20 protein-coding genes are annotated in these 21404 nt (G+C 38.2%); 15 read left to right on the top strand and 5 right to left on the bottom strand.

The genetic code is table 11. From position 1 onward, the window contains the following. The first annotated feature begins 6 nt into the window (after positions 1-6). From BFS30_RS04860 to BFS30_RS04845, 4 genes are all read left to right on the top strand, one after another. Positions 7-1512 carry a SusD/RagB family nutrient-binding outer membrane lipoprotein gene (locus tag BFS30_RS04860; RefSeq protein ID WP_069378239.1) on the top strand — a complete coding sequence of 502 codons (1506 nt, stop codon included), beginning with the start codon at positions 7-9 and terminating at the stop codon, positions 1510-1512. Positions 1513-1837: 325 nt separating this feature from the next. Beyond that, positions 1838-5071 (top strand): RHS repeat domain-containing protein, encoded by a 3234-nt coding sequence (locus BFS30_RS04855; protein ID WP_157262877.1) that lies wholly within the window; start codon positions 1838-1840, stop codon positions 5069-5071. A gap of 12 nt (positions 5072-5083) precedes the next feature. After that, the gene (locus BFS30_RS04850; RefSeq protein WP_069378237.1) at positions 5084-8383 is read left to right on the top strand and encodes a DUF6443 domain-containing protein; all 3300 of its coding nucleotides are present in this window, start codon (positions 5084-5086) and stop codon (positions 8381-8383) included. Continuing rightward, on the top strand, positions 8370-8876 hold the full coding sequence (locus BFS30_RS04845; RefSeq protein ID WP_069378236.1) for a hypothetical protein: 507 nt from the start codon (positions 8370-8372) through the stop codon (positions 8874-8876). Before BFS30_RS04850 ends, BFS30_RS04845 begins: the two co-directional genes overlap by 14 nt. Positions 8877-9081: 205 nt before the next feature. Here the strand turns inward: BFS30_RS04845 and BFS30_RS04840 are convergent, their stop codons facing one another. The 3 genes from BFS30_RS04840 to BFS30_RS04830 all read right to left on the bottom strand — a co-directional run bounded on the left by BFS30_RS04840 (position 9082) and on the right by BFS30_RS04830 (position 11521). Beyond that, positions 9082-9648, bottom strand: coding sequence for a peptidoglycan-binding protein (locus BFS30_RS04840; protein ID WP_069378235.1), 567 nt, complete (start codon positions 9646-9648; stop codon positions 9082-9084). A 343-nt stretch (positions 9649-9991) separates the two neighbouring features. Further along, on the bottom strand, positions 9992-10633 hold the full coding sequence (locus tag BFS30_RS04835) for a DUF6266 family protein (protein ID WP_069378234.1): 642 nt from the start codon (positions 10631-10633) through the stop codon (positions 9992-9994). Between the two features lie 291 nt (positions 10634-10924). Continuing rightward, complete coding sequence (locus BFS30_RS04830; RefSeq protein ID WP_069378233.1) at positions 10925-11521, bottom strand: hypothetical protein; 597 nt, start codon at positions 11519-11521, stop codon at positions 10925-10927. A gap of 199 nt (positions 11522-11720) precedes the next feature. Between BFS30_RS04830 and BFS30_RS04825 the strand changes: the two genes are divergently transcribed. Then, positions 11721-12140 (top strand): helix-turn-helix transcriptional regulator, encoded by a 420-nt coding sequence (locus BFS30_RS04825; RefSeq protein WP_069378232.1) that lies wholly within the window; start codon positions 11721-11723, stop codon positions 12138-12140. Positions 12141-12192: 52 nt separating this feature from the next. Here the strand turns inward: BFS30_RS04825 and BFS30_RS04820 are convergent, their stop codons facing one another. Together BFS30_RS04820 and BFS30_RS04815 are read right to left on the bottom strand one after the other, a co-directional pair. Next, positions 12193-12504: a helix-turn-helix domain-containing protein gene (locus BFS30_RS04820; protein ID WP_069378231.1), complete on the bottom strand. Its 312-nt coding sequence runs from the start codon at positions 12502-12504 to the stop codon at positions 12193-12195. 26 nt (positions 12505-12530) lie between these two features. After that, complete coding sequence (locus tag BFS30_RS04815; protein ID WP_069378230.1) at positions 12531-13964, bottom strand: hypothetical protein; 1434 nt, start codon at positions 13962-13964, stop codon at positions 12531-12533. A gap of 489 nt (positions 13965-14453) precedes the next feature. Here BFS30_RS04815 and BFS30_RS04810 point away from each other — a divergent pair, with 489 nt between their 5' ends. The 10 genes from BFS30_RS04810 (at position 14454) to BFS30_RS04765 (ending at position 21403) form a co-directional block, all read left to right on the top strand. After that, complete coding sequence (locus BFS30_RS04810) at positions 14454-15092, top strand: DUF6266 family protein (protein ID WP_069378229.1); 639 nt, start codon at positions 14454-14456, stop codon at positions 15090-15092. A gap of 66 nt (positions 15093-15158) precedes the next feature. Further along, positions 15159-16106, top strand: coding sequence for a hypothetical protein (locus tag BFS30_RS04805; RefSeq protein WP_069378228.1), 948 nt, complete (start codon positions 15159-15161; stop codon positions 16104-16106). A gap of 2 nt (positions 16107-16108) precedes the next feature. Beyond that, the gene (locus tag BFS30_RS04800) at positions 16109-16603 is read left to right on the top strand and encodes a hypothetical protein (RefSeq protein WP_069378227.1); all 495 of its coding nucleotides are present in this window, start codon (positions 16109-16111) and stop codon (positions 16601-16603) included. Further along, positions 16600-17178 (top strand): toxin-antitoxin system YwqK family antitoxin, encoded by a 579-nt coding sequence (locus tag BFS30_RS04795; protein WP_069378226.1) that lies wholly within the window; start codon positions 16600-16602, stop codon positions 17176-17178. Before BFS30_RS04800 ends, BFS30_RS04795 begins: the two co-directional genes overlap by 4 nt. A 16-nt stretch (positions 17179-17194) precedes the next feature. Next, entirely contained in the window at positions 17195-18433 is a 1239-nt protein-coding gene (locus BFS30_RS04790; protein WP_069378225.1) for a hypothetical protein, read from the top strand. Beyond that, positions 18421-18786: a PulJ/GspJ family protein gene (locus BFS30_RS04785; RefSeq protein WP_069378224.1), complete on the top strand. Its 366-nt coding sequence runs from the start codon at positions 18421-18423 to the stop codon at positions 18784-18786. The genes BFS30_RS04790 and BFS30_RS04785 overlap by 13 nt, the downstream gene beginning before the upstream one ends. Then, positions 18776-19249 carry a hypothetical protein gene (locus BFS30_RS04780; RefSeq protein ID WP_069378223.1) on the top strand — a complete coding sequence of 158 codons (474 nt, stop codon included), beginning with the start codon at positions 18776-18778 and terminating at the stop codon, positions 19247-19249. The genes BFS30_RS04785 and BFS30_RS04780 overlap by 11 nt, the downstream gene beginning before the upstream one ends. A 2-nt stretch (positions 19250-19251) precedes the next feature. Continuing rightward, complete coding sequence (locus BFS30_RS04775; RefSeq protein WP_069378222.1) at positions 19252-20394, top strand: type II secretion system F family protein; 1143 nt, start codon at positions 19252-19254, stop codon at positions 20392-20394. Positions 20395-20462: 68 nt separating this feature from the next. After that, entirely contained in the window at positions 20463-20882 is a 420-nt protein-coding gene (locus BFS30_RS04770) for a type IV pilin protein (protein WP_069378221.1), read from the top strand. Further along, positions 20882-21403 (top strand): hypothetical protein, encoded by a 522-nt coding sequence (locus tag BFS30_RS04765; protein WP_069378220.1) that lies wholly within the window; start codon positions 20882-20884, stop codon positions 21401-21403. Before BFS30_RS04770 ends, BFS30_RS04765 begins: the two co-directional genes overlap by 1 nt. Position 21404 lies beyond the last annotated feature (1 nt).

The following is a 21404-nucleotide window of genomic DNA, read 5'->3' as shown; positions in this document are numbered from 1 at the left end:
ATTAAGATGAAAAAGAATTTTAAAAACTATATAATCATTGCAACGTCAATCGTACTTGCTGCTGGTTGCAAGCCCGGAGATTTCGGAGACATCAATGTCAGCCCTAATGCTCCAGATAAGCCAGTGACATCTCTACTTTTAACTAGTGCTGAGCGTTATATTGGTAGAACTACCGCTGTTACTTCGACCGCAACTGCTCCAGGAATAATCAATGACTACGCGGCTAAATTATACACACAACAAATCTCAGAGATGTTGTATACTTCAGAATCGCGCTACAATACTAAAATTTATAATTATACAGGGATCTATAACAGTCCATTACAAGATTTAACGTTAATTATTAAGTTAAACACCGATGCGGCGACAAAGACTTTGCCACACGTAGCAAACAATGGTTCAAATTCAGACCAGATTGCTGTAGCAAGGATCTTGAGGGCCTTTTATTTCCAGAACATCACTGATAGGTGGGGGGATGTAGCTTATTCTGAAGCATTGCAGGGACTAGCAAAACCAACCCCGAAATTTGACAGACAGAAGGACATTTATATCGCTTTGTTCAAAGAGCTTAAAGAAGCTGCTGCTAGCCTTACTGGAGGTGTCGCTGGTGATTTCTTATTTAATGGTTCTGCTGCTAGATGGAAAACCTTCGCTGCAACAATTAGAATGAATATGGCCTTGAGGTTGTCTAAAGTAGATCCTGCATGGGGTAAAACAGAATTCAATCTGGCGCTTGCAGCAGGTGTGATCTCATCTAATGCAGATAATATCAATTATGTGTTTTTGAAAGAGTCTGCAAACGAAAATAATATCTATTATAATTATGAGGTTGCCAAACGTTATGATTACGCAACTAGCAATACTATGGTTAATGCTTTGAAAGCAATTAATGACCCACGTTTGCCAGTGTACGCAGATAAAAATAATCAAGGACAGTACGTTGGTATGCCTTATGGATTGACTCAGTCATTAGCGGGAGCTTATACTTCTGGAAACGTTAATGTTCCCGGATCGGTATCTTTAATAGGAAAGGCATTCAGATCTCAGGATTCACCTGTTAGTATTTATACCTACGCAGAAACTTTGTTCTCAAAAGCGGAGGCTTATAAGCTGGGATGGATTACGGGTGCTCCGGATGACGCTCAGGCTGCGGTAACTTATCTTGCTGCAATCAATGCTTCTATGGCTCAACGCGGAGTTACAGCTGACGCAAGTTATTTCCTCCAGCCTGATGTGGCATATAATCCTGCTACTGCCGTGAAGCAAATTATTACTCAAAAATGGATTGCTAATTATATGGGATATGCAACGGAGACGTGGTCGGACTGGAGAAGAACAGGGTTCCCAACGTTAGTGCCTACGCAGTATGCTCAGAATTTAGGAAAACAAATTCCAGTTAGACAATGCTATACTCTTGATGAGCAAAGCTTAAATAAAGCTAACTATAATGATGTGATCGCTATTCAGGGACCTGATGAATTGAATACTAAAGTATGGTGGAATAAACCATAAGCTAAAAAGATTATAAGATCGAATCCCTGTTGTTAAAAGGGACGACAAGACCAGCCTTCTATTAGAAGGCTGGTCTTGTTTTATAGTGTTCTTTCTGAATAGCTTAGAGCGGCTTCGAATGCGAATGTATGGGTCACTAACAGTCATTGGTGTGCTTTATATTTCTGTGTATTTACACAGTTGTAAAATCAATAAATTATGTCGATTATCGCGTCAGATTTTTGGGATAACATATCGATTTTCTGGGATAATAAAATAGATGCTTCAAGCAGGAATACTTTTATTGTTGAAGGGTGTGTTACAATTAAGAGAATTGTAAAATAAAATGAATATAAAAGTAAAACGACTCTTGCTACTCGCTCTGTTGTTGGGTACAACTCAAATTAAGGCTCAACAAACCACAAACCTACAATTACCCGTATTATTGCCCCCTGCTCCTAATGCGGCTGAATTGGGTAAGTATGGTAATATCCCTATAAATCATTCAACAGGTAGTGTGAATTATAATATTCCACTTCTTAATATTGCATCGGGAGCACTAAAAGTAAATCTTTCAGTTGCTTATAATTCAGGTGGAATAAAGGTAGATCAGATTGCCTCAAGATCTGGCATGGGCTGGGTACTGGATGCCGGAGGAGTAATAAATCGTACCGTGTATGGAGATCGCGATGAAACAGCACTCACTGCACCGGTGCCTGAAGATGTCACGTTAAATACTCCCGAAGTAATTAGCTTTCTGGATAGAGCAACGTTGAATAAAGATAAGTACGATACACAACCAGATGTTTTTAGTTTCAATTTTAATGGATATTCAGGCAAGTTTATTTTGAAACCTGACGATAAAACCAAAGTTGTATTTTTGAGTGCATCTAACCTTAAGATCCAGACCAATTTTAACGGATTATTGGGCACTGCGTGGACGATAAAAGTTATCGATCCAAATGGAATCTCCTACTATTTTGGAGGAAGTACAGCAACAGAGAAATCCAGAACTCAGAATTCGGGGCAAGGTTGTGGAAAAACTTATGATTTGGGCGTAGAGAATGCATGGTACCTCAATAAAATAGAAGACCTTAACGGTGATAATATTGTATTGAGTTATCTTCCTGTGCAATTAACCTATTATGCTTCTGCATCCCAGACAAGAGTAGAACCAACTCCTGAAACTAGAATGGCATTCATTATTAATCCGACAAATGGGACTACTATTTATGCGCCTCCGGGGTCTCAATCGAATTGTGTAACCACAATACTAAATACAGGCGTGATTTTAGATAAAATAGTGACCTCAAAAGGAGCACAGGCTCAGTTTACTTATATCAGCCGTACAGATGTTGAGGGAGATAAACTCATTAGTAAAATTGAATACGGATTGGTTGGGAAGCCGTTTTCGAAAACTTTTAATTTCAATTATAATGAGATATTAAGTGACTTAAGTTATAGCGGTGCATATAGCAATGTACAGTGTAATTACAGGCCCTATCTGATGGGCTTAACTGAATGGTCTGAGGGATTGACGACGTCAAGAAAACATGAGTTCCATTATTATAATGCAAATGTGCTGCCTCCTAGACTCTCCTATGCACAGGACCACTTTGGATTTTTTAATGGTAAAAGTAATTCGGGTTTTTTGCCTCGTCCTCCTATGGGGGGAATATTTTCCTATACACCTGCCGATAGAGAATGCGATGGCAATTATGCTCGCTATGGGATGCTGAGTAAAGTTATTTACCCAACAGGAGGCACAGATAGTCTCATATATGAGGCTAATACAATTCAGGAATATATATCCGAGCACACTGTACCAAAACCCTTCAGTGTAGATTTAGAAGTAACAGGAACAGGAATAAAGACGTCTGGAATTGTAACGAAAACTTTCCCCTCTGACGGAAAGTTAATTATTGGATTGTATTCATCCTATTCAGGTGTTGGAGTTGATGATCGGATACATCAAACAGTAACCTTAACCATAAAACAATTGCCGAGCATGGCAATCAAATTTGAAAAGAGACTTCTTCTGGATGAAATGTATAGGGATTCGATAGCATTAAGCCCTGGCAATTATGAGGCTACTTTGATGGCGGATGGTCAGGCGTCACTTGGTAACGCCTATATTGATGGGACTTATGGAACAAACATTATTCCTGCTTCTTCCAGTGTTAAGGTCTCGGGAGGGGCGAGGGTTAACCAGGTTCTGACCTATGATCCTGTTTCAAATGTAAATAATGTGAAATCATATTATTACAACAAATATTTACAGCCAGCGGTGTCGTCCGGTGTTCTATTAAAACCACAAAATAATTATTTTTCAATGCTTGAAATGCGGGTAACTGATCCAAGCAATGCTGTTTCGATGTTTTGTGCCTATCACCAGGCAAGTTCTAATGGAGATGTTTCTTTGTTTTCTAATGATGGAAATCATCTGTTATACACCGATGTTACCGTGAGTGATGGTACAGATTTCAGTAATGGGGCTACTTATTATCAATATGAGATCAATAAAGAGAGGCCTTCCAGGATTGTACGAGGAGGTGACGTTCCATTTAAGCCGTATGATATTTCAGGCCTTCCCTCAGTTTTAGAGAGGTATCAGCTAGTTTATAAGTCTGGTAGTCCTCAGCCGCTTAAACTTAAGGAAACATTTATGACTTATAAAAAGATTTTAAGTGAAACCTATGTTGCCTATCAAGGAGAGAAAAACTATGATGTCAGTGCGGGCGGTGAAGCGCCTTATGACCTCGCAACTTATGACGTTAATAGTTACTGGAATTATAATGATTCGACTAAGGTGGTTACTTACGATACACAAGGTATTAATCCGGCAACAATAGTCACGGCTAATCTTTACCAAAATCCTGCCCATTTACAACTTACAGAAACTAATAATAACAGTAGTGATGGAAAGAAGATCATAAAAAAACTGCTTTATCCTCATGAAATGGTTAGTTCCGCACAAGATCCAACAGGGGTATACGCAGCTATGATTGCCAAGAATAAAATTGCTCCTGTTGTAGAAGAAAAAGAACTTAACGTAGCGGTGGTAACCGATCTTAAACGCACCAATTATTATCAACCCTATCCCAATATTTTTGCTGCTCAGAGTATTGCTACTTTTAACCCTGTACTCAATAGTAACGAAACACGAATCAAGTTTAATAAGTATAATGCCAAAGGGAATATATTGAATGTGTCTGTGGAAGAAGGGACTAAAATTGGTTACCTGTGGAGCTATAACCATCAATTCCCTATAGCTGAGATCAAGGGAGCGGATCAGACCCAGATAGAGACTGCGCTTACTGTTGCTGCGATTGACAATTTCGCTAACCTTGTAGCCCCTGATAAAACCGCGATTGATAATTTCCTAGCTCCATTAAAGACCACTGTACCTGCGGCCCATATCAGTACATTTGTATACGACCCTTTAAAAGGATTGATTAGTCAGACGGATGCCAAAGGAATGGTTACTTATTATGAATACGACAGCTTTCAGCGTTTGAAGACGATTAAGGATCACAACCAGCATATCATTAAGAACTACGAATATTATTATAAACCTTAAGCGCCCTCATTAATGAAAAATATATTTAAACTCCAGATTTCTGTTGTTCAGATTCTCCTTGGTTCAATTCTAGTGCTTCTGGTGAAACCGGTATTAGGACAAACGCCCAGTACCAATCAAAATTATGTAATAGAGAGTAAAGTCCGGGTGGCAGGAAAGACTACAGAGACTCAACTGACCGGATTACCGGTTGCTGAAGTAAACCGAACCATCCAATATATTGATGGTCTGGGCAGAGCTTTACAAACGGTACAATGGAAGGGTAGCCCAACCACTAGAGATTTGGTGACCCCGGTTTCTTATGATGCCTTTGGTCGTGAAGACAAAAAATACCTACCTTATGCTGCAGGGGTAGCTCAAAGTAACGGAAGTTATAAACCAACGGGACTTACCGAACAGAATTCATTTTATACAACCCCAGGTACGACTTCAGGGTGGGTTGCTCCAGGGGTAACTACAATTCCTAATAACACTGCTGTATCAAAAATCGTGTTCGAGGCTTCGCCTTTAAACCGGGTTTTGGAACAAGGTGCTCCGGGAGTAGTATGGCAACCTGCAGCGGCCAGAACGTCCGCAGGAGGAAGAACTTCGGTGACGAACTATGGGAACAACCTTACCAGTGAAGTAAAGCTATGGACGGTGACCGCAACAGGGGGGGCTAGTACAGTGGCTGCTTATTTACCCGGAAAACTCTATAAGACTACTAGTAAAGATGAGAATTGGGTGAGTGGAAAAGTTGGTACGGTTGAAGAATTTAAGGATTTTGAAGGACAAGTGGTACTGAAAAGAGTTTGGGAAACAGAAACGGTTTCTCTTTCTACTTATTATGTATATGATGACCTAGGGGATTTGCGTTATGTAATTCCACCTGCGGTAACCGTAAGTGCATTTACCGAAGCAATAACTGATGTTCCTTTTAATCAGTTTATCTATGCTTATCGCTACGATGGAAGAAAAAGGTTGATTGAAAAGAAACTGCCTGGTAAGGGTTGGGAGTATTTATTGTATAATAAGATAGACCAATTGGTGGGAACTCAGGACGCCTTGCAAAGAGCAAAGGCCCCTCAGGAATGGACGGTTACTAAATATGATGGTTTTGGAAGGGCGATTCTCACGGGAATTTACGTGCACCCTTCAAGTACTGCGAATACTTTTTACCGGGATGCTTTACAAACTGTGCTTAATGCTCCAACTCAAACCCCTTTGTGGGAAGGGAAACTGGTTACTGCCGCACCTCATGGCTATACCAGTGTGAGTTGGCCCCAAACGGGTATTTCCACGACCCTTACGGTCAATTATTATGATGATTATAATATTTATGGCTTAACAGCTGCTCCGTATAATCTTTCATCAAGTTATAGCACCAAGACTAAGACTCTACTAACGGCTAGTAAGGTAAATGTATTGGGTACTGGTAACATGTTATGGAGGGTAAATTATTATGATGATAAAGCCCAGGTTGTGCGAACTATCCAGCAACATTATAAAGGCGCTGCACTTACGGTTAATAATTATGACGATATCACCAACACTTATCTGTTTTCCGGTGAGCTGGCTACCAGTACCCGTAAGCATTATGTCAACGGAGTAGAACAGCTTTATGTGGCGAATCGTTTCAGCTATGACCATATGGGGAGAGCAAAGGATACGTATCAGAAAACCGGAGATAATGCGGCGACGACCAATGCGGAAATCCTATTAAGCAGGAATAATTATAATGAAGTTGGGCAGTTAACAAGTAAAAATTTACATAGTACAAATCTGGTTACACCGGTCTTCGCTCAGACTATATCCTATACTTATAACCCTAGAGGCTGGTTGTCCAGCCAGAATGCTCCGTTGTTTAGCCAGAACCTAAAATATGACGAGGTGATCTCAGGGGTTACTTCTCAATATAATGGGAATATCAGTCGCCAGGAATGGGGTACAGGGAAGTTCTATAATTACACCTATGATGGATTGAATAGATTGAACTCGGGATTGAGTAGTGGTTTCAATCATGAAAAATCAATTACTTACGATGTGATGGGTAACATTCAGGGCTTGCAGCGTTATAATGTGAATACTTTGACTGACCAATTGAAATACACTTATACGGGAAACAGGTTAGCCTCTGTAGCGGATACCAGCCAAAACTCCTCCGCAGTTTTTCAGCTTCCGGGAACCACTACCTATGCATACGATGCCAATGGCAATATGGTCTCTAGGACAAATGCAATCAGTACAGCAAATAATATTACTGCAATTACTTATAATTACCTGAACTTTCCGGTAACGATGACCGTGGGAAGCAATTTAATTACCTATACTTATGATGCAACGGGAGTAAAATTGAGTAAAGCGGTTGGTGCTACTATATTAAATGAATATATTAGTGGTATCCAATATGAGCAAGGGGTCTTGAAATACCTTCAGACTGCTGAAGGGAGAGTAGTGAGAAGCAGTGCGACAAACTACAGTTACGAATATACACTGGAAGACCATTTGGGAAATGGTAGATTGTACTTTGATTTTAATGCGGGAGTAGCCAGAAAGATTCAGGAGACGGATTATTATCCATTTGGACTAGATATACAAGGAACACTTTCAGGAACAGAGAATAAGTATCAATACAATGGAAAAGAGAAGCAGGATCAGGAGAAGATGTACGACTACGGGGCAAGGTTCTATGATCCTGTAATAGGTCGGTGGAATGTCGTTGACCCCTTGGCAGAGAAAGGAAGACGGTGGTCTCCATATGTTTATGGATTTAATAACGCTATTAGATTTATTGATCCTGATGGGATGTGGCCATGGCCTAATTCACTGTATAATTTATATGCAGTGGCAAAAGCCTCTATACAAAACACTTTTAAGAGCGTTGCGAATACAGCTAAGGATATGAAACCAATAGCAAGAAAAACAACAGGCAAAGATGCGATGAGTATAGCAGGCACTGTAAGTGCTGGGACAAAAAAAGGACGAGCCAGCATTGATGGCGAAGTACGTTTTGCTCTGAATACGGACAAAGGCCCAACAGTATCTGCAAAGGCAGGGGTTACTGTGGACAAAATAGGTGAGGCATCTGGAACATTAACGATGTTTTCCGGCAGTGATGGAAAAACAAAGTTTGAGACTAGCACTGAGGTGGCGCCTACCACTATAATACCTGATCCAACTTCCATTGATATAGGGTCAATAAATCTTACCTTTGATCCAATTGAAACTTTAAATCTCGTAAAGGATGCTGCGGCTCAGGTTAAGGAGTATATAGATACTAAAGTTGAAAAAATAAAAAAACCAGATAGAACGGATAGAAATGGAAGATTATAAAATTAAAAACATATTAATATCAACGAGTTCAATATTTTTAACTTTATCAGCATTAATTAGTCTTTGGCTTGTTGGACATGTGGTTTTAAAAGGGTCAATAGATTTTCTAATAGCTATACTTTTAATTGTTTCTGCTTGTTTGATACTGACGACAATTGGAGTTAATCTTCCCTTAATAAGAAATCCTGACTCGTTGACAGAAAGAAAAGCTAATTTTAATATAATAATCTCTGTTCTACAGAGCCTTTCAATACTGGTGGACGGTTTTAACTACAGATACGTGCAGGGCTTTGAATGGGGTGTGTTTTTTCATCTTAACCACAATACTAACAAAACGATCTTCAACACATTTTTCTCTACCTTTATATTTGAAGGGGTGTTTAATTTTAAGTCTAATGACGGATTTACTATTGGAATAAATTTCATTGCCGTATTTCTTGTGATTTTATATGTGTTTTTAAGAAAAGGATTGGTAAGAGGAAAAAATAAGTAATTATTATAATCTTATCTGATCGAATAAGTTTGCTTTCTTTCGTCACGTTGATAAAGCGCAATATTAAAGAAATTATGAGTTCTTTAATATTGTGCTCTTTCTATTCAGGAGGTTTCTTCTTTTTTGTTTTTATAGATAAAGTAGTAGTCAGTGTAATCGAAAACGATTAAAGAGCAATGAAGTAGAAAGAGGCGTTTTACAATGATCATTTCCATGATGCACCTCCCTTCCTTTTTAAAGACCAATTATTAATCCAATCCGAGTACCTGGAGATCGTTCTAATGGGCCTTCGTCTCCGATAAACGCCATCTCCCTCTCTGCTACCCTCAACATTAGTATTTGCCTCAATGCTGATGATCCAATTGTTCTTTCGGTAAGCGATGATGCCTACGTGAGCAATCCTTTTTAGAGAAGGAAAATAAATGCCAATTAAATTTCCAGGAAGGTATGCTTCTTTAGATGATGCCATAATTAGATGTGAGTTTTGGAACAGAGCAGGCGACCAGCCCGTTCTTGGCTGATCAAAACCTGCTTTATAAAATACCCAGGATATAAAAGCCGCACAATATGGATTACCCTTTTTTAGGTTTACAGTTTTCAGGTATTCCTCTACCTGAAGACCATCATTGTTGCCTGTTTTTTCTCTTACACCAAGTTGACTTTCTGCTATCGTAATCAGTTTTTTCCTGTTTAACAGATCGCTGTTAGGCTCATCAAAGCTGCTAATAAAAGCAAGGCAAACGAAGCTAAATAAAATCCTAATTGCTGCCATAATTCGAGCGTTTTAAATTGTGAAACCATTGAGGTTAATTTTGGAAGGCCGATAGACATCCAGAAATGGTGCAAGAGCCACCAGGAGATCGTGATAACAACCAGAAAGCAAATGAAGCTTAGTAAGATCAGGAGCCAGATACTTTGGTCTATACTGCCCGAAGTCTCATCTATATTCCGAATCCAACGAGGAACCATAAACCATAACAGTATCATACTGCTAAATATTAACCAAGGCTCTTTGTTTTTTAAAAGAGACTTTTCTTGTTCTTTAAAATAATACATCGTCATAAATTTTAAGGTGAATTGAAAACCCCTGCTTAATTTGCAGGGGTTCTCTGGAATTACAATACAGTAATTTTTCCTAGATAATTACTGTTACTTACTGATTTACCGGATGGAGATACAAAATACATCCATAGATGAACTTCGTCTCCTACAAAATCGAATGGAACAAGCATTTTGTATTTCAAGGCTGATCGGGTTATCGCCTTCCTTGCTGAAACAACCATGTTTCGTTCCGGATTATAGACTACAAATGTGGCTGAATCTAATTTCTCATCATACTCGGTAAAACTGCTCATCTCCCAGTCGCAATCAATCTCACCACCAACGGCGGGAACTGCTTTGATGTTACGAGCCTTATTCAGCTTACCTACGCTTAGTATTACCTTAGGGAAATCAATTTGATAATCAGGAGCCATACCTGTTATCGCATTTTTAAGGTGGTAACCTGTCGCAGCATTGGCAGGCGTCATTCCATTGGTAAACGACTGATAACCTTCCGCAATGTGAGCCTGCATTAGTTTTACAAAGGATCCGATTAGACTAAAACGGAACCGGATATTCATCTGTTCTGTAGATGGACTTTTGCTGCTGGGTTCGGGCAGACTTCTCATATAGTGAATCCCATTCCAGATACTGCCTATTACAGTTCCGATAATTCCCCGGAAAGAGCCGAGGATCCCTTTTTTATATGTTCCCATTACGGTTAATATTTAAATTGTTAAAAAATCTGTTCATTGTAAGTTCGCTTGCAAGCTGCTTTTCTTTATCCTTTCCCGCCGGCAGGAAGATTTAAATCATCGCTGAACTATTACACGACAAACATAAATTGATAATTTGTAATTAGCTATAGCTCTGCTTGTTGTGGTTTTGTTTGAACGTTTTTGAATGAAAATTAACGCTTTTGAATGGGGGATTTTTTTTAGAGATGATCAAAAAAAAGCTACCTGATGATAACTATTACCATTCAGATAGCTTTTTTCTAGAGTAGTTTAGCTTTCGTAACCCTCATTTAGCTCTCTTTCGTGAATTAAGTACATCGCTTCTATGAGCTTTTGCAAATTCTCATAAACAGTGATGACTTCTTTCTTTTCTAAGATGGATTCACAATAAAAGCTACTTAGTCCCTCACTAAGCCATCGATCAAGAATGTCATGGTATTCAGTCAAGTGAAACTCTGTAAATATAGATCTGAATGTATTATATGGATTCAGAATTTCTGATGGACTTAAGAATGTTGGGGAATGGAGAAGTCTTTTATCTTCTGATTTTAAAGGCTCATTCTGGGCTGATACTAATGAGCTTTCAGGTGTTGGCGTCTGGGTTCGATTCTTTTTCCTCAATAACCAGGCAGCCTCCAGCATCTTGATTACCATTTTATATTGAAAATAAAGATCTGCAGGGCAGTTACGCTTTTCGTAATATTCTTCTACTAATAAGAGTTCTCTCCAATACTTTAATCTGGACAACTGTTGAGGCATAAAGTCCCAGGAAAAGGAATCAATAATCAGAAGATAGGGGTTTTTGATCTCTTCTTCTGTAAGGTTATAATAAAGTGTGTTTTTTGTTGAAATTTTTTTTGACTTCATGATTTTCGTTTTTAGAACTTGTTAAACATTAGTGAGTTGAACTGTGTCTAATCGACGCATTCTAAAATGTCTGCCATACCCAAACTGTAAGCTATCTTAGTCATTGTTAGAATAAAATATTTCTTTATATTTAATTTATGGTCTATTTTTGTCCGTTTAAATTCTTTATATTTGCGTAATAATTAAAATCTCAATTCTCATGGATACTATAAAAACAGAAACAGGAAAAGTTCATCATGGTAAAAACATCAAAAGATTTCGGGAAATGTTAGGAATGAAGCAAGAGGCCTTGGCTATAGAGTTAGGGAAGGATTGGACCCAAAAAAGGGTATCGCTATTGGAGTCCAGAGAGAATATAGAATCTCCTTTACTTTCTGTAGTAGCGAAAGCACTTAAAGTCCCTGAGGATGCATTGAAGACATTTGATGATGAATCGGCTATTAACATTATCTCCAATACCTTTCATAATACAAGTAGTGATAATTCTACTTTAATTGCCAGTGGTTTAAATTATCAACCGACGTTTAATACGATAGAAAAGATCGTGGAGCTTTATGAACGTTTATTGACCAGTGAACGAGAGAAGACAGAGTTCTTTAGAAGTAAGGTAAATCAGTAAGCGAAAAGCTTACTGATTACCACAATCATTATTCGAGATTGGTCGTTAAGTGTTATTCAGGCTTTTTGCGTTTCTTACTTTTATCCTGTCGGATCAGGTGCTCTATATCGGATCTGAGGAAATAGTTTTTTCCTCCCATTACTTTCGGAACAATTGTTCCATCGAGTATTCTTCGTCTGTAAGTAGACGGGCTCATGTGGAGGACATCTCTGACATCTTTATTATCCAGGATCTCATCCTTTTGAGGAACAGGTAGCTGGATTGGTTTGTCTGAGTTGTTCTGCAGATCTACCAGTTGTTGAAATAAAGACCGGTGTTCAATGAGTAGTTTGATGATGGTGGAAAGGAAATCATGGACTTGCATTGGCGTAAATTTTTGGAATGATCGGATTAGGGATTCATGAAATGAGTTTTCAGGACTTTAAAAAGATTGTTGAATCTGGTTAAGCTGCCGAAATATAAACTGATTCTCAAACCTCTGATTTCACGCTGTGGAATTGAATATCTATCAGGAGGGTCATAAAATCCGGAATCTATCAGTTTTGGTATCAGTGTACTGATATCCATCATAAAATGGATGAAGATGAATATCCCCGCTCGGGTATTAGACAGGACTGCAAATTTGTTCAGTTGCATACTGTAAAAGAGTTTGTCTGTCTTTTTACGGATGGTGGCAAGACTGGAGTTTAATTTACGGCTAATGTTATGAAAGAGCCCTTTTTCTAATAACCTGACCAAAGCTCTTTCAAAGTAGATGTCCCAATTCTCATATAAGTATCTCGATTTCACATACAGTTGATCAATAAAGTTTTTGGGAGCAAGCACAAATCCAATACTATGAAGCCAGGGTATATGCCTGCTTAAGGAACTGATGTAAATGACCCTGGCCTTTTTGTCTTTATCAAATAGAGATCTGGTAGGAGAGCTGTAATAACATCCATATTCTTCATTGTGTTCTATGATTGCAAACTTATAGAGCTCTGATAGTTGAAGCAGGCGGTCTCTTCTGTTGGCGGTTAAATGCACCGTATCAGGGTATTGTGCTGCGGGTTCAACATATACCAGTTTTATAGGGCTTGCTATACAATGGGCCTCAATTTCAGTCATCCTAATTCCTTGCTGGTCCGATTCGATCTCTATAATCTCAGCGCCAGTCATTCTGATCAGCTCTTTAACTCTGGCATTACATTTAGCGGAAATAATCACCTTTTCTTCTCTTTTCAATAAGGAGAGTAAGACAATTTTTAATGCCATTCCAACGCCAGGAATAATAGCTAAATGAGAAGAATGTACATCAAAACACCTGTTTCTCACTTCCCTGTGTACAACAGGCAGAAGATATTGATATGGGGTGGAGTTAGATAGGTCCAATCGAACAGCAGAGAGTTGATAAAGCTCTTCATATAAAAGCGATGGCTTTGGTAAGGTGAATGCTCCACCGTTGGCGTAGTGAGGGCCAATCGTGATAAACTCGTTTTCCGATAACTCCTCTTTATCGAAACTGAACCCGGCAATTTGCTTTGGCGGTGTTTCATGGTATTCATCATGGAAAGCATCAGGGTTAATAAAAGTTCCAATACTTCTTTTGGTATATAAAATACCTGCTTTGCAAAGATTTTTATAGGCTTCTTCTACCGCGTGAAATAGGTTTTTCATTTGATTAACATCCATCAATGTCTGAGAGAGTTCCCGAATAGAGGGCATTCTTAGTTTTTGAGGCCTCACTCCTTTGTTGATTTCAGCTATGATAAGCTGCTCAATTTGTCGGGAGAAAGCAATTTTACCGACTTCTAATCTGAAATTTTCATACCATAATCTATTCATGTGTTTTTTGTTAAAATATTTAAAATAATTTATTTATTTGAACACTAAAATAATCTATTGTTAAAAGTTATTGCAATTTTTGCTGGTCGTTTAATGGTCTTGAGGGGTGTCCGCCTATAATTAATGAGTTGTGTCCGGTAGCGATTAGATTAAATATTAGCGGTCGTTTTTTGGACTCAATCAGCACCTATGACGAGTGGGCTATGAGATTTTTCTATAATTATTTCCTATGCTTTCTGATGCTTCCAAAATAGATTATTTCTGGGATCTACATCATTTGAAGCTGATTTTAACCTGCTTTAGGAGTGCGTCGATCTGAACACGCACTATCCTCGATCTAAGCTCGGTCTATACTCGGTGCACACTCGGTCAATAGCGTATTAAAGTCGGGTAAGCAATGAGTATGGTTTGGATGATCAAAAAGTGAGGAGGTTAACTGGTATCTGCTTTTTAGTATGTTTGTATATCTTTTAATTAAATAATTGTATTATGGCGCGAAATAAAAATGGAATTTTAGGAGGTTTTAGCGGTAAAATTGGGAATGTTGTCGGTTACAATACGTATGGTGTAGATCGGATGAGAACATTACCTGTGCGAACCGCTCCAGCCACAATTGGAGAGATTAAGAACAGGGCAAAGTTTAAGTTGATTCAGGATGCTTTAAACACCTGTAAAGAACTGATCGCAGTAGGGTTTAATAACTACTGGACTAAAACAGGAGGCATGCGAGGTGCTGTTTCTTATAACAAAATGTTTGCAGTTAAAGCTACAGAAGAAGCGTTTTATATTGATCCGGCAGCATTTAGGATTAGTGGTGGTACACTTCCTGGTTTAAAAGAAATAAGGGTAGAATTGGAAAGTGCCAAAGTTTTGAAATTCCATTGGAGTATCGATTCTGTTCAGGATGCTTCTCCTCAAGACCAGGTAATGTTACTGGCTATTGATTTGAAAAGTAATATAGCTTGTTCTTTCATATATGGTAGTTTTAGAAATACTGGTACCACTATGTTAGCGCTTCCAGAAGATTTGCTTGGTAAAGAAGTAGCGGTTTATATTGCAGTTTTAGCTAAAGACAGATCTAGACAGTCGGATAGCCAGTATTTAGGGACAGTTATGGTTGGTAGATAGTTGAATTTATCGTGTTTGGCTTTGACTGAATAATGTTCAGGTTTCTTTGTTATATTTATAGCCAATATGTTAAATCTAAATAACTTCTCGAAAATAGCACTGCTATTATTGATGTTCAGTTTCGGATGTAAAGAGTTTATAGAACCTCCCATAAATAAAAAGAATGTTGTTTTGCTTGCCCCTGCTAATGGGACAGAAAGTACTTTATACAACCAGACTTTTTGGTGGGAAGAGGTCGAAGATGCTTTAAAATACAGGCTTCAGATCGTAAGTCCAAATTTTGATCAAACAGCAAGGTTAATTATGGATACGCTTGTTCAAAAGAATAAGTTCAGCTATACGCTTGAACCGGGTAATTACGAATGGCGTGTCAGGGCTGAAAATGGAAGCAGTAAGACGGCTTATGTGAAAGCTTATTTTTCCATTTTTCCTTCTTCTATCAATCAACAACAGGTGCAGTTATTATCTCCAGCCAATAACACAATGACCAACGAGCCTGTAAATATTTTTAAATGGCTGAAATTGTTTGGAGCAGATAAATATAGATTACAGATAGATACCAATAGCTTTGCAGACGAAACCCAACTTTTTCTGGATAAAACATTGACTAATCAGGAATTAACGGTTGTGTTTAGTCGAAATAAAACTTACGAATGGCGGGTACAGGCCAAAAATGATACAGAAACCTCAAAATGGTCTGGAATTCAGAAGATTACATTTGATAAATCTGGTCCGACAAAAGTTACCCTTAGTTCTCCTGCAAATAATGCTTTGGTAACAAGACCTGTTAGCTTAAAATGGGAAGCTCTGGCTTCTGCTAAAAAATATCAGCTTTTTGTATACAAAAGTAACGGAGAAACACCATATGAGGGGTTTCCGTTAACTTTAACCACGGCTACTTATTCTTTTACCGGTGGAATTCTGGGAGAAAAGTTGTTTTGGGCAGTTAAGGCAATTGATGGGCTTGGAAATGTAGGCCCTATAAGTGAATCAAGGAGCTTTTCCATTCAGTAAGTATGCAAGCTGTAAAGAACAAGAAATTAACCTATTTATTGATCTGTGCAGTAATTGTGGTCTGGGGAATTATCTTGTATAGAGTGTTTGCCAGCCAGCAAGAAGAAGATGTCCCTGTCAAAAGTAAAATGGCCGTGGAAAAGAGAGATTCTTATGATCAATATATAATAAAGGAAGATACTTTTAAGCTAGCTTTGAATTATAAAGATCCTTTTCTTGGTGCAGAAGAAGCAGGGGTTAAAACCGCAAATCTGGAACCTCAAACAGTCAATGTGATTCCACCTCCTTTTGATCCGCCAATAAACTGGGAAATCATAAAATACCTGGGGTATGTAGTTAATCCAGATACGAAAAAACTGGTCTCTATTGTGTCTGTTAATGGTAACGAGCGAATGCTTTCAGATGGAGAATTTCTGGAGGGGGTGAAAGTGCTTAAAAATAAAAGAGATTCTATTTTGGTATCCTGGCAGGGTAAGAAGAAATATATAAAACGATGAATAAACTAAAGGTATCTACGCTATTTTTTTTCGCTTGTCTTATTTTTCTGGCTAAAGGTGTTCATGCACAGCATTATTCCAAAGATATACTAAGTCATAAAATCATTGTAAATCAGGATGATTGCAATATTGTAGCCTATGTTAAGCCAACAAAAGGTCTTCCGGTAGAAACAGATAAATATTATTTTTGGTTCTCTGGTAATAAGATTAGAAATACCCTTGGCGGGTATAGCAAAAAGTTACTGCATGGAGATTATAGAGCATTCTATCCCAATAAGAATTTAAAAGAACTAGGTCAGTTTTACAAAGGATTAAAAACCGGAATCTGGAAAGGCTGGAATGAGTCAGGAAAGCTAAAGGAAGATTATACCTGGAACTTTGGTAAAAAGAACGGAGTCTATCACAAGTATGACGCTCTCGGAAGGGTAATTGAGACTGGAAAGTATAATAACGATGTGTTGGATGGTATACAGACAATACTAGTTGGCGACAGCACGAAAACACTTTACTACGACAAAGGCGTGTTAACTACCCATAAAAGCCGTCCTGGATTTATAAAACGTATTTTTAAATAGCTTCGGAAGAAGTAAAATGGTTAAAGCCTCCGCTCTATATATTGTCGTGATTGTTTCATTATTGATTGCAGTTATTTCTGCATCCTTACTGACTATTGCATTTTATTATCGGCTGGGAGTTCAAAAAAAGGTAAGGCAGGAGCGGTTGCTTGTGAATTTACAATCTGGTTGTGAAGCTTTGCTTTCCGGTGGATTTAATACGGATGACGAGTTCCATCTTATGGATTTATATGGCAACCAAAAAGATAGTCTGATTTTTAGAAAAGAGATTTGGGGTGTCTATGAATTGGGAACTGTAAAAGCTTTTGAGTTAAAGGACACTGTGCAACGTACTTTTTTTATTGGGGATGCCTTTTCTGATCCCAATGCTATTTATCTTGCTGATGAAGACAGACCCCTTTCTATTAGCGGGAAAACGGCACTTACAGGCGATGCCAAATTGCCAAAATCAGGCTTGCAACGTGCTTATGTAGATGGGCAACCTTATGAAGGGAAGGAACTGATTACTGGAAAAATTACGAAGAGCGATAGAGACCTTCCGTCACTAAATCTTAAATTCCTGGAAGAAATCAACAAAAGACTGAAAAAAGCAGAAGGCCCGCCTCGTCCTGCTGCTGACTCTCTGTTTAACACTTTTTTCAATACAGTTCAATTGTATAAATTGAGACCAGATCAAAGAACAATCAAGGATGTAAAACTGCGGGGGAAAATTATTTTAGTTTCAGATACCATTATAAATATAGCTGCGTCAGCGGTGCTGGAAGACGTGCAGATTTACGCCCCTGCCATCGTGGTGGACTCTGGCTTTACAGGCAGCTGTCAGCTATTTGCCCGGGATTCTATTATTATTGGAAAGGATTGCAAGTTTAATTACCCTTCTTTTGCCGGGGTTTTTAAGCCTGAAGACGGAAAAGTTCAGGCAAAGATTAATATAGGCGAAGGAGGAACATTTGCGGGTATATTGCTGAGTTACGAGAAAAAGCAAAGTGATCTGCAAACCTTAATCTCTTTGAGAAAAAATAGCGAAGTGCGTGGAGAAGTGTTTGCAACAGGGTATATTAAACTGGAAAGAGAGGTTACGGTTTATGGAAAAATTTATGCCAAACGTTTTATGATGCAAACCCCAAATACATTGTATGAGAATTATCTGATCGATTTTACCTTGAATCGCAAATTGCTGAGTAAGTACTATCTGAGTTCTCCAATATTTAAAACGGCTGTCCCCGACCAAAAGATTTTGAAATGGCTAAATTAAAGAAAAGCAAGGTACGGGCTTCAACGCTCTTGGAAGTGATTGTGGCAATGGTGATCATATTGGTTGTATTTGTGATGGCTACGGGTATATTTACCAATGTGATTGGTTCTGCACCTTCAGTCAGACAATTACAAGTCAGATCAATTGGCTCAGCTATTATCCAGGAATCTTTATACGAACGCAATTGGAACGATGAAACTATCCAGGTTGACAGTATCGTTTTTCAAAAAACAGTAGTGCTATATCAGGATTCTCCCAACCTTTTGCAGATTAATATTGTTGCCATGGAAAGGGGTAAAGAACTTGGAAAGTTAAGCCATCTTGTAAAGAAAGGGAGAAGCGATGCTCCATAAAAAAATACCAGCTTTTACGCTGATGGAAGTAACGATTGCTATGCTCATTGCTGCTATAGCAATTGGGGTTACTTTTACCGCTTACCGGATTGTAAGTGGTGTGTATCTGGACTTTACAAGAAAACAGAATAAAGTCGCTACTTTTACAATTGCAGACCAGCTTTTAAAGCAAGATTTTTTTAAGGCGAAACGTATTATCAGATCTAATGACGGGCTGACATTTGAAATGAAAGCCGGATTGATTAATTATAGTTTTAAGCATGATTATATCCTTCGTGATCAGTTTTCTCTGGGAATAGATACCTTTAAGTTGAAGACCAGCCGCCTTATTTTTTTATTTGAAAATGAAGAAGCTACGAATGGGCATCTGGTAGATAAATGTAGCTTTGAAACGGAAGTAAGTGCTGAGCCGGCTTTGCTTTATTACCGAAAAGTATATAGTGCCGAAGACTTATTTGAATAACCATGCCTTCAATAGATATCTCAAGATACCCACGGAAAAAAAAACAACCAGATCATAACGAGCAGAGCCTTGATGTGTTTGCTTTTCTAAATAAGGAGATTAATTTTGGTAGTAAGCAGTTGCCAGATAAAAAGAAGGAGAGTTTTTATGTTGAACTTAGTACTTTGTTATTGTCGGGTATAGACTTAAGAACATCATTGGAGTTAATTCTTGTAGATCAGGAGCAGTTAAAAGACAAAACGCTGTTTGAGGGGATCAGGCAACGAATCTTATCGGGGCTCGCATTATCTGAAGCACTGAAGGAAACCGATAGATTTAGTGATTATGAGTTTTATAGCATTAAAATTGGTGAAGAGACAGGTCGTTTAGGAGATGTTTTAACCGATCTGGCTAAATATTATAAGAGTAAAATACAGCAACGCAGGAAAATTGTTAGTGCAATTACTTATCCGGCAATTGTATTGTTTTCCTCTATGGGAGCTGTATTTTTCATGATAAAATTTGTAGTTCCCATGTTTGCTGATGTCTTTCTGCGTTTTGGAGGAAAACTACCCTGGATTACCGCTGCCATTATTAGTTTTTCGGGATGGTTTGATCGCTATTTCATATGGATGTTATTTGTTGTTGCAGGTTTGGGAATATGGTATTTTTTGAAAAGAAATACGGAGTGGTTTAGGAAAACTACATCTGGGATCCTGTTAAAAATACCTGTGGCGGGTGATATCATCAGAAAAATCTATTTGGCGAGATTTGCAAATACCATGCGCTTACTGGTCAGTACTGATACCCCTTTATTACGTTCGATAGCACTAGTTAGACAGATGATCAATTATTACCCTATTGAAAGTTCCTTGCTGAAAGTAGAGCAGGACATTCTCCAGGGAGAATCACTAAACAAGAGTCTTTCTGCTTTTTCATTTTATCCTCCTAAGATGATTCAGTTAATCAAAGTTGGGGAGGAAGTGAACAGAATGGATTATTTCTTTGAGAAAATTGCGGCACAGTATACAGAAGAGGTAGAATATCGGACAAATACAATTAGTAGCCTGTTGGAGCCATTGATCATTATCTTTTTAGGTCTTGTGGTGGGGCTGATATTGATTGCGATGTATCTGCCAATGTTCCAGATGAGTAACAGTTTTTAATAGGTTATTTTTATCCTTCCTGATAAAGCAAAAAAATGTATTATTTTCGTCCGAAATATCGTCAACTTATGAATAGACAATTACTAAAAAGAAGAGTAAAAGCCTACACACTTACAGAAATATTAGTCGTATTGGTGATTATCGGAATTCTTGTGTTACTGGCCTTGCCTAATCTACTACCCTTAATAACAAAAGCCAAAAGTACAGAAGCTAAAGTTCAGTTGGAGCATGTAGCTACGTTGGAGAAGACTTACTTTTATGAAAAGTCCAGGTATAGTAATGATCTGACAGAATTAGGCTTTATTCAGGAGAAGCTAACCACGGGTGGGAAAGATGGGAAAGCAAACTATAAAATCGAAATAGTGAATGCAACCAACAACTCTTTTCTGGCCAGAGCTACTGCTGTAACGGATTTTGATGGAGATGGCACCTTTAATATATGGGAAATTGATCAGGATAAGAACCTGAAAGAAGTGGTTGCTGATTAATGATCTATCTTAAGGTCGTAATTCTGATGTGCCTGGTATTTATTTTTTATCAGGATCTGCGTTATAAAGCTGTTTATTGGATCTGCTTCCCCATTTTAGCGCTGTTATTATTCAGTTTGAAATTTTGGGAGACAGGATTTTTAAATACAGTCATAGACGCAGGGTATGGGTTGTTGTTTTTGTTAATCCAGTTGCTGGTGCTATGGGGATATTTTTCTATAAAACATAGAAGAGCTGTAGATATTACCAATGACCATCTGGGTTGGGGTGATATTCTGTTTCTGGTTGTATTGACCTTATATCTTTCGCCAGGTAATTACATCTTGTTTTATATCAGTAGCCTATTTTTGGTTTTGATCTATGCTTTATGTACTGCTTATCTTCAGAAGAAGAATGCGGGTAAGCATATTCCGTTGGCAGGATTACAGGCGTTTTTGTTTGCTATGATCATAATAGCTCATCCTTTGATACCGGCAATTACTTTATACAATGACAATTGGATTTATACTTTAGTGGTTTAAA

The organism is Pedobacter steynii (genome assembly GCF_001721645.1).
Classification (GTDB): domain Bacteria; phylum Bacteroidota; class Bacteroidia; order Sphingobacteriales; family Sphingobacteriaceae; genus Pedobacter; species Pedobacter steynii_A.
Note: the sequence above shows the minus strand (reverse complement) of the source record. Positions and strands in the feature narration are given on the sequence as shown.

Bases quoted from the DNA above. Each gene is read 5' to 3' on its own strand.
- BFS30_RS04860 (WP_069378239.1), top strand. From the start codon at position 7: ATGAAAAAGAATTTTAAAAACTATATAATCATTGCAACGTCAATCGTA.
- BFS30_RS04855 (WP_157262877.1), top strand. From the start codon at position 1,838: ATGAATATAAAAGTAAAACGACTCTTGCTACTCGCTCTGTTGTTGGGT.
- BFS30_RS04850 (WP_069378237.1), top strand. From the start codon at position 5,084: ATGAAAAATATATTTAAACTCCAGATTTCTGTTGTTCAGATTCTCCTT.
- BFS30_RS04845 (WP_069378236.1), top strand. From the start codon at position 8,370: ATGGAAGATTATAAAATTAAAAACATATTAATATCAACGAGTTCAATA.
- BFS30_RS04840 (WP_069378235.1), bottom strand. From the start codon at position 9,648: ATGGCAGCAATTAGGATTTTATTTAGCTTCGTTTGCCTTGCTTTTATT.
- BFS30_RS04835 (WP_069378234.1), bottom strand. From the start codon at position 10,633: ATGGGAACATATAAAAAAGGGATCCTCGGCTCTTTCCGGGGAATTATC.
- BFS30_RS04830 (WP_069378233.1), bottom strand. From the start codon at position 11,521: ATGAAGTCAAAAAAAATTTCAACAAAAAACACACTTTATTATAACCTT.
- BFS30_RS04825 (WP_069378232.1), top strand. From the start codon at position 11,721: ATGGATACTATAAAAACAGAAACAGGAAAAGTTCATCATGGTAAAAAC.
- BFS30_RS04820 (WP_069378231.1), bottom strand. From the start codon at position 12,504: ATGCAAGTCCATGATTTCCTTTCCACCATCATCAAACTACTCATTGAA.
- BFS30_RS04815 (WP_069378230.1), bottom strand. From the start codon at position 13,964: ATGAATAGATTATGGTATGAAAATTTCAGATTAGAAGTCGGTAAAATT.
- BFS30_RS04810 (WP_069378229.1), top strand. From the start codon at position 14,454: ATGGCGCGAAATAAAAATGGAATTTTAGGAGGTTTTAGCGGTAAAATT.
- BFS30_RS04805 (WP_069378228.1), top strand. From the start codon at position 15,159: ATGTTAAATCTAAATAACTTCTCGAAAATAGCACTGCTATTATTGATG.
- BFS30_RS04800 (WP_069378227.1), top strand. From the start codon at position 16,109: ATGCAAGCTGTAAAGAACAAGAAATTAACCTATTTATTGATCTGTGCA.
- BFS30_RS04795 (WP_069378226.1), top strand. From the start codon at position 16,600: ATGAATAAACTAAAGGTATCTACGCTATTTTTTTTCGCTTGTCTTATT.
- BFS30_RS04790 (WP_069378225.1), top strand. From the start codon at position 17,195: ATGGTTAAAGCCTCCGCTCTATATATTGTCGTGATTGTTTCATTATTG.
- BFS30_RS04785 (WP_069378224.1), top strand. From the start codon at position 18,421: ATGGCTAAATTAAAGAAAAGCAAGGTACGGGCTTCAACGCTCTTGGAA.
- BFS30_RS04780 (WP_069378223.1), top strand. From the start codon at position 18,776: ATGCTCCATAAAAAAATACCAGCTTTTACGCTGATGGAAGTAACGATT.
- BFS30_RS04775 (WP_069378222.1), top strand. From the start codon at position 19,252: ATGCCTTCAATAGATATCTCAAGATACCCACGGAAAAAAAAACAACCA.
- BFS30_RS04770 (WP_069378221.1), top strand. From the start codon at position 20,463: ATGAATAGACAATTACTAAAAAGAAGAGTAAAAGCCTACACACTTACA.
- BFS30_RS04765 (WP_069378220.1), top strand. From the start codon at position 20,882: ATGATCTATCTTAAGGTCGTAATTCTGATGTGCCTGGTATTTATTTTT.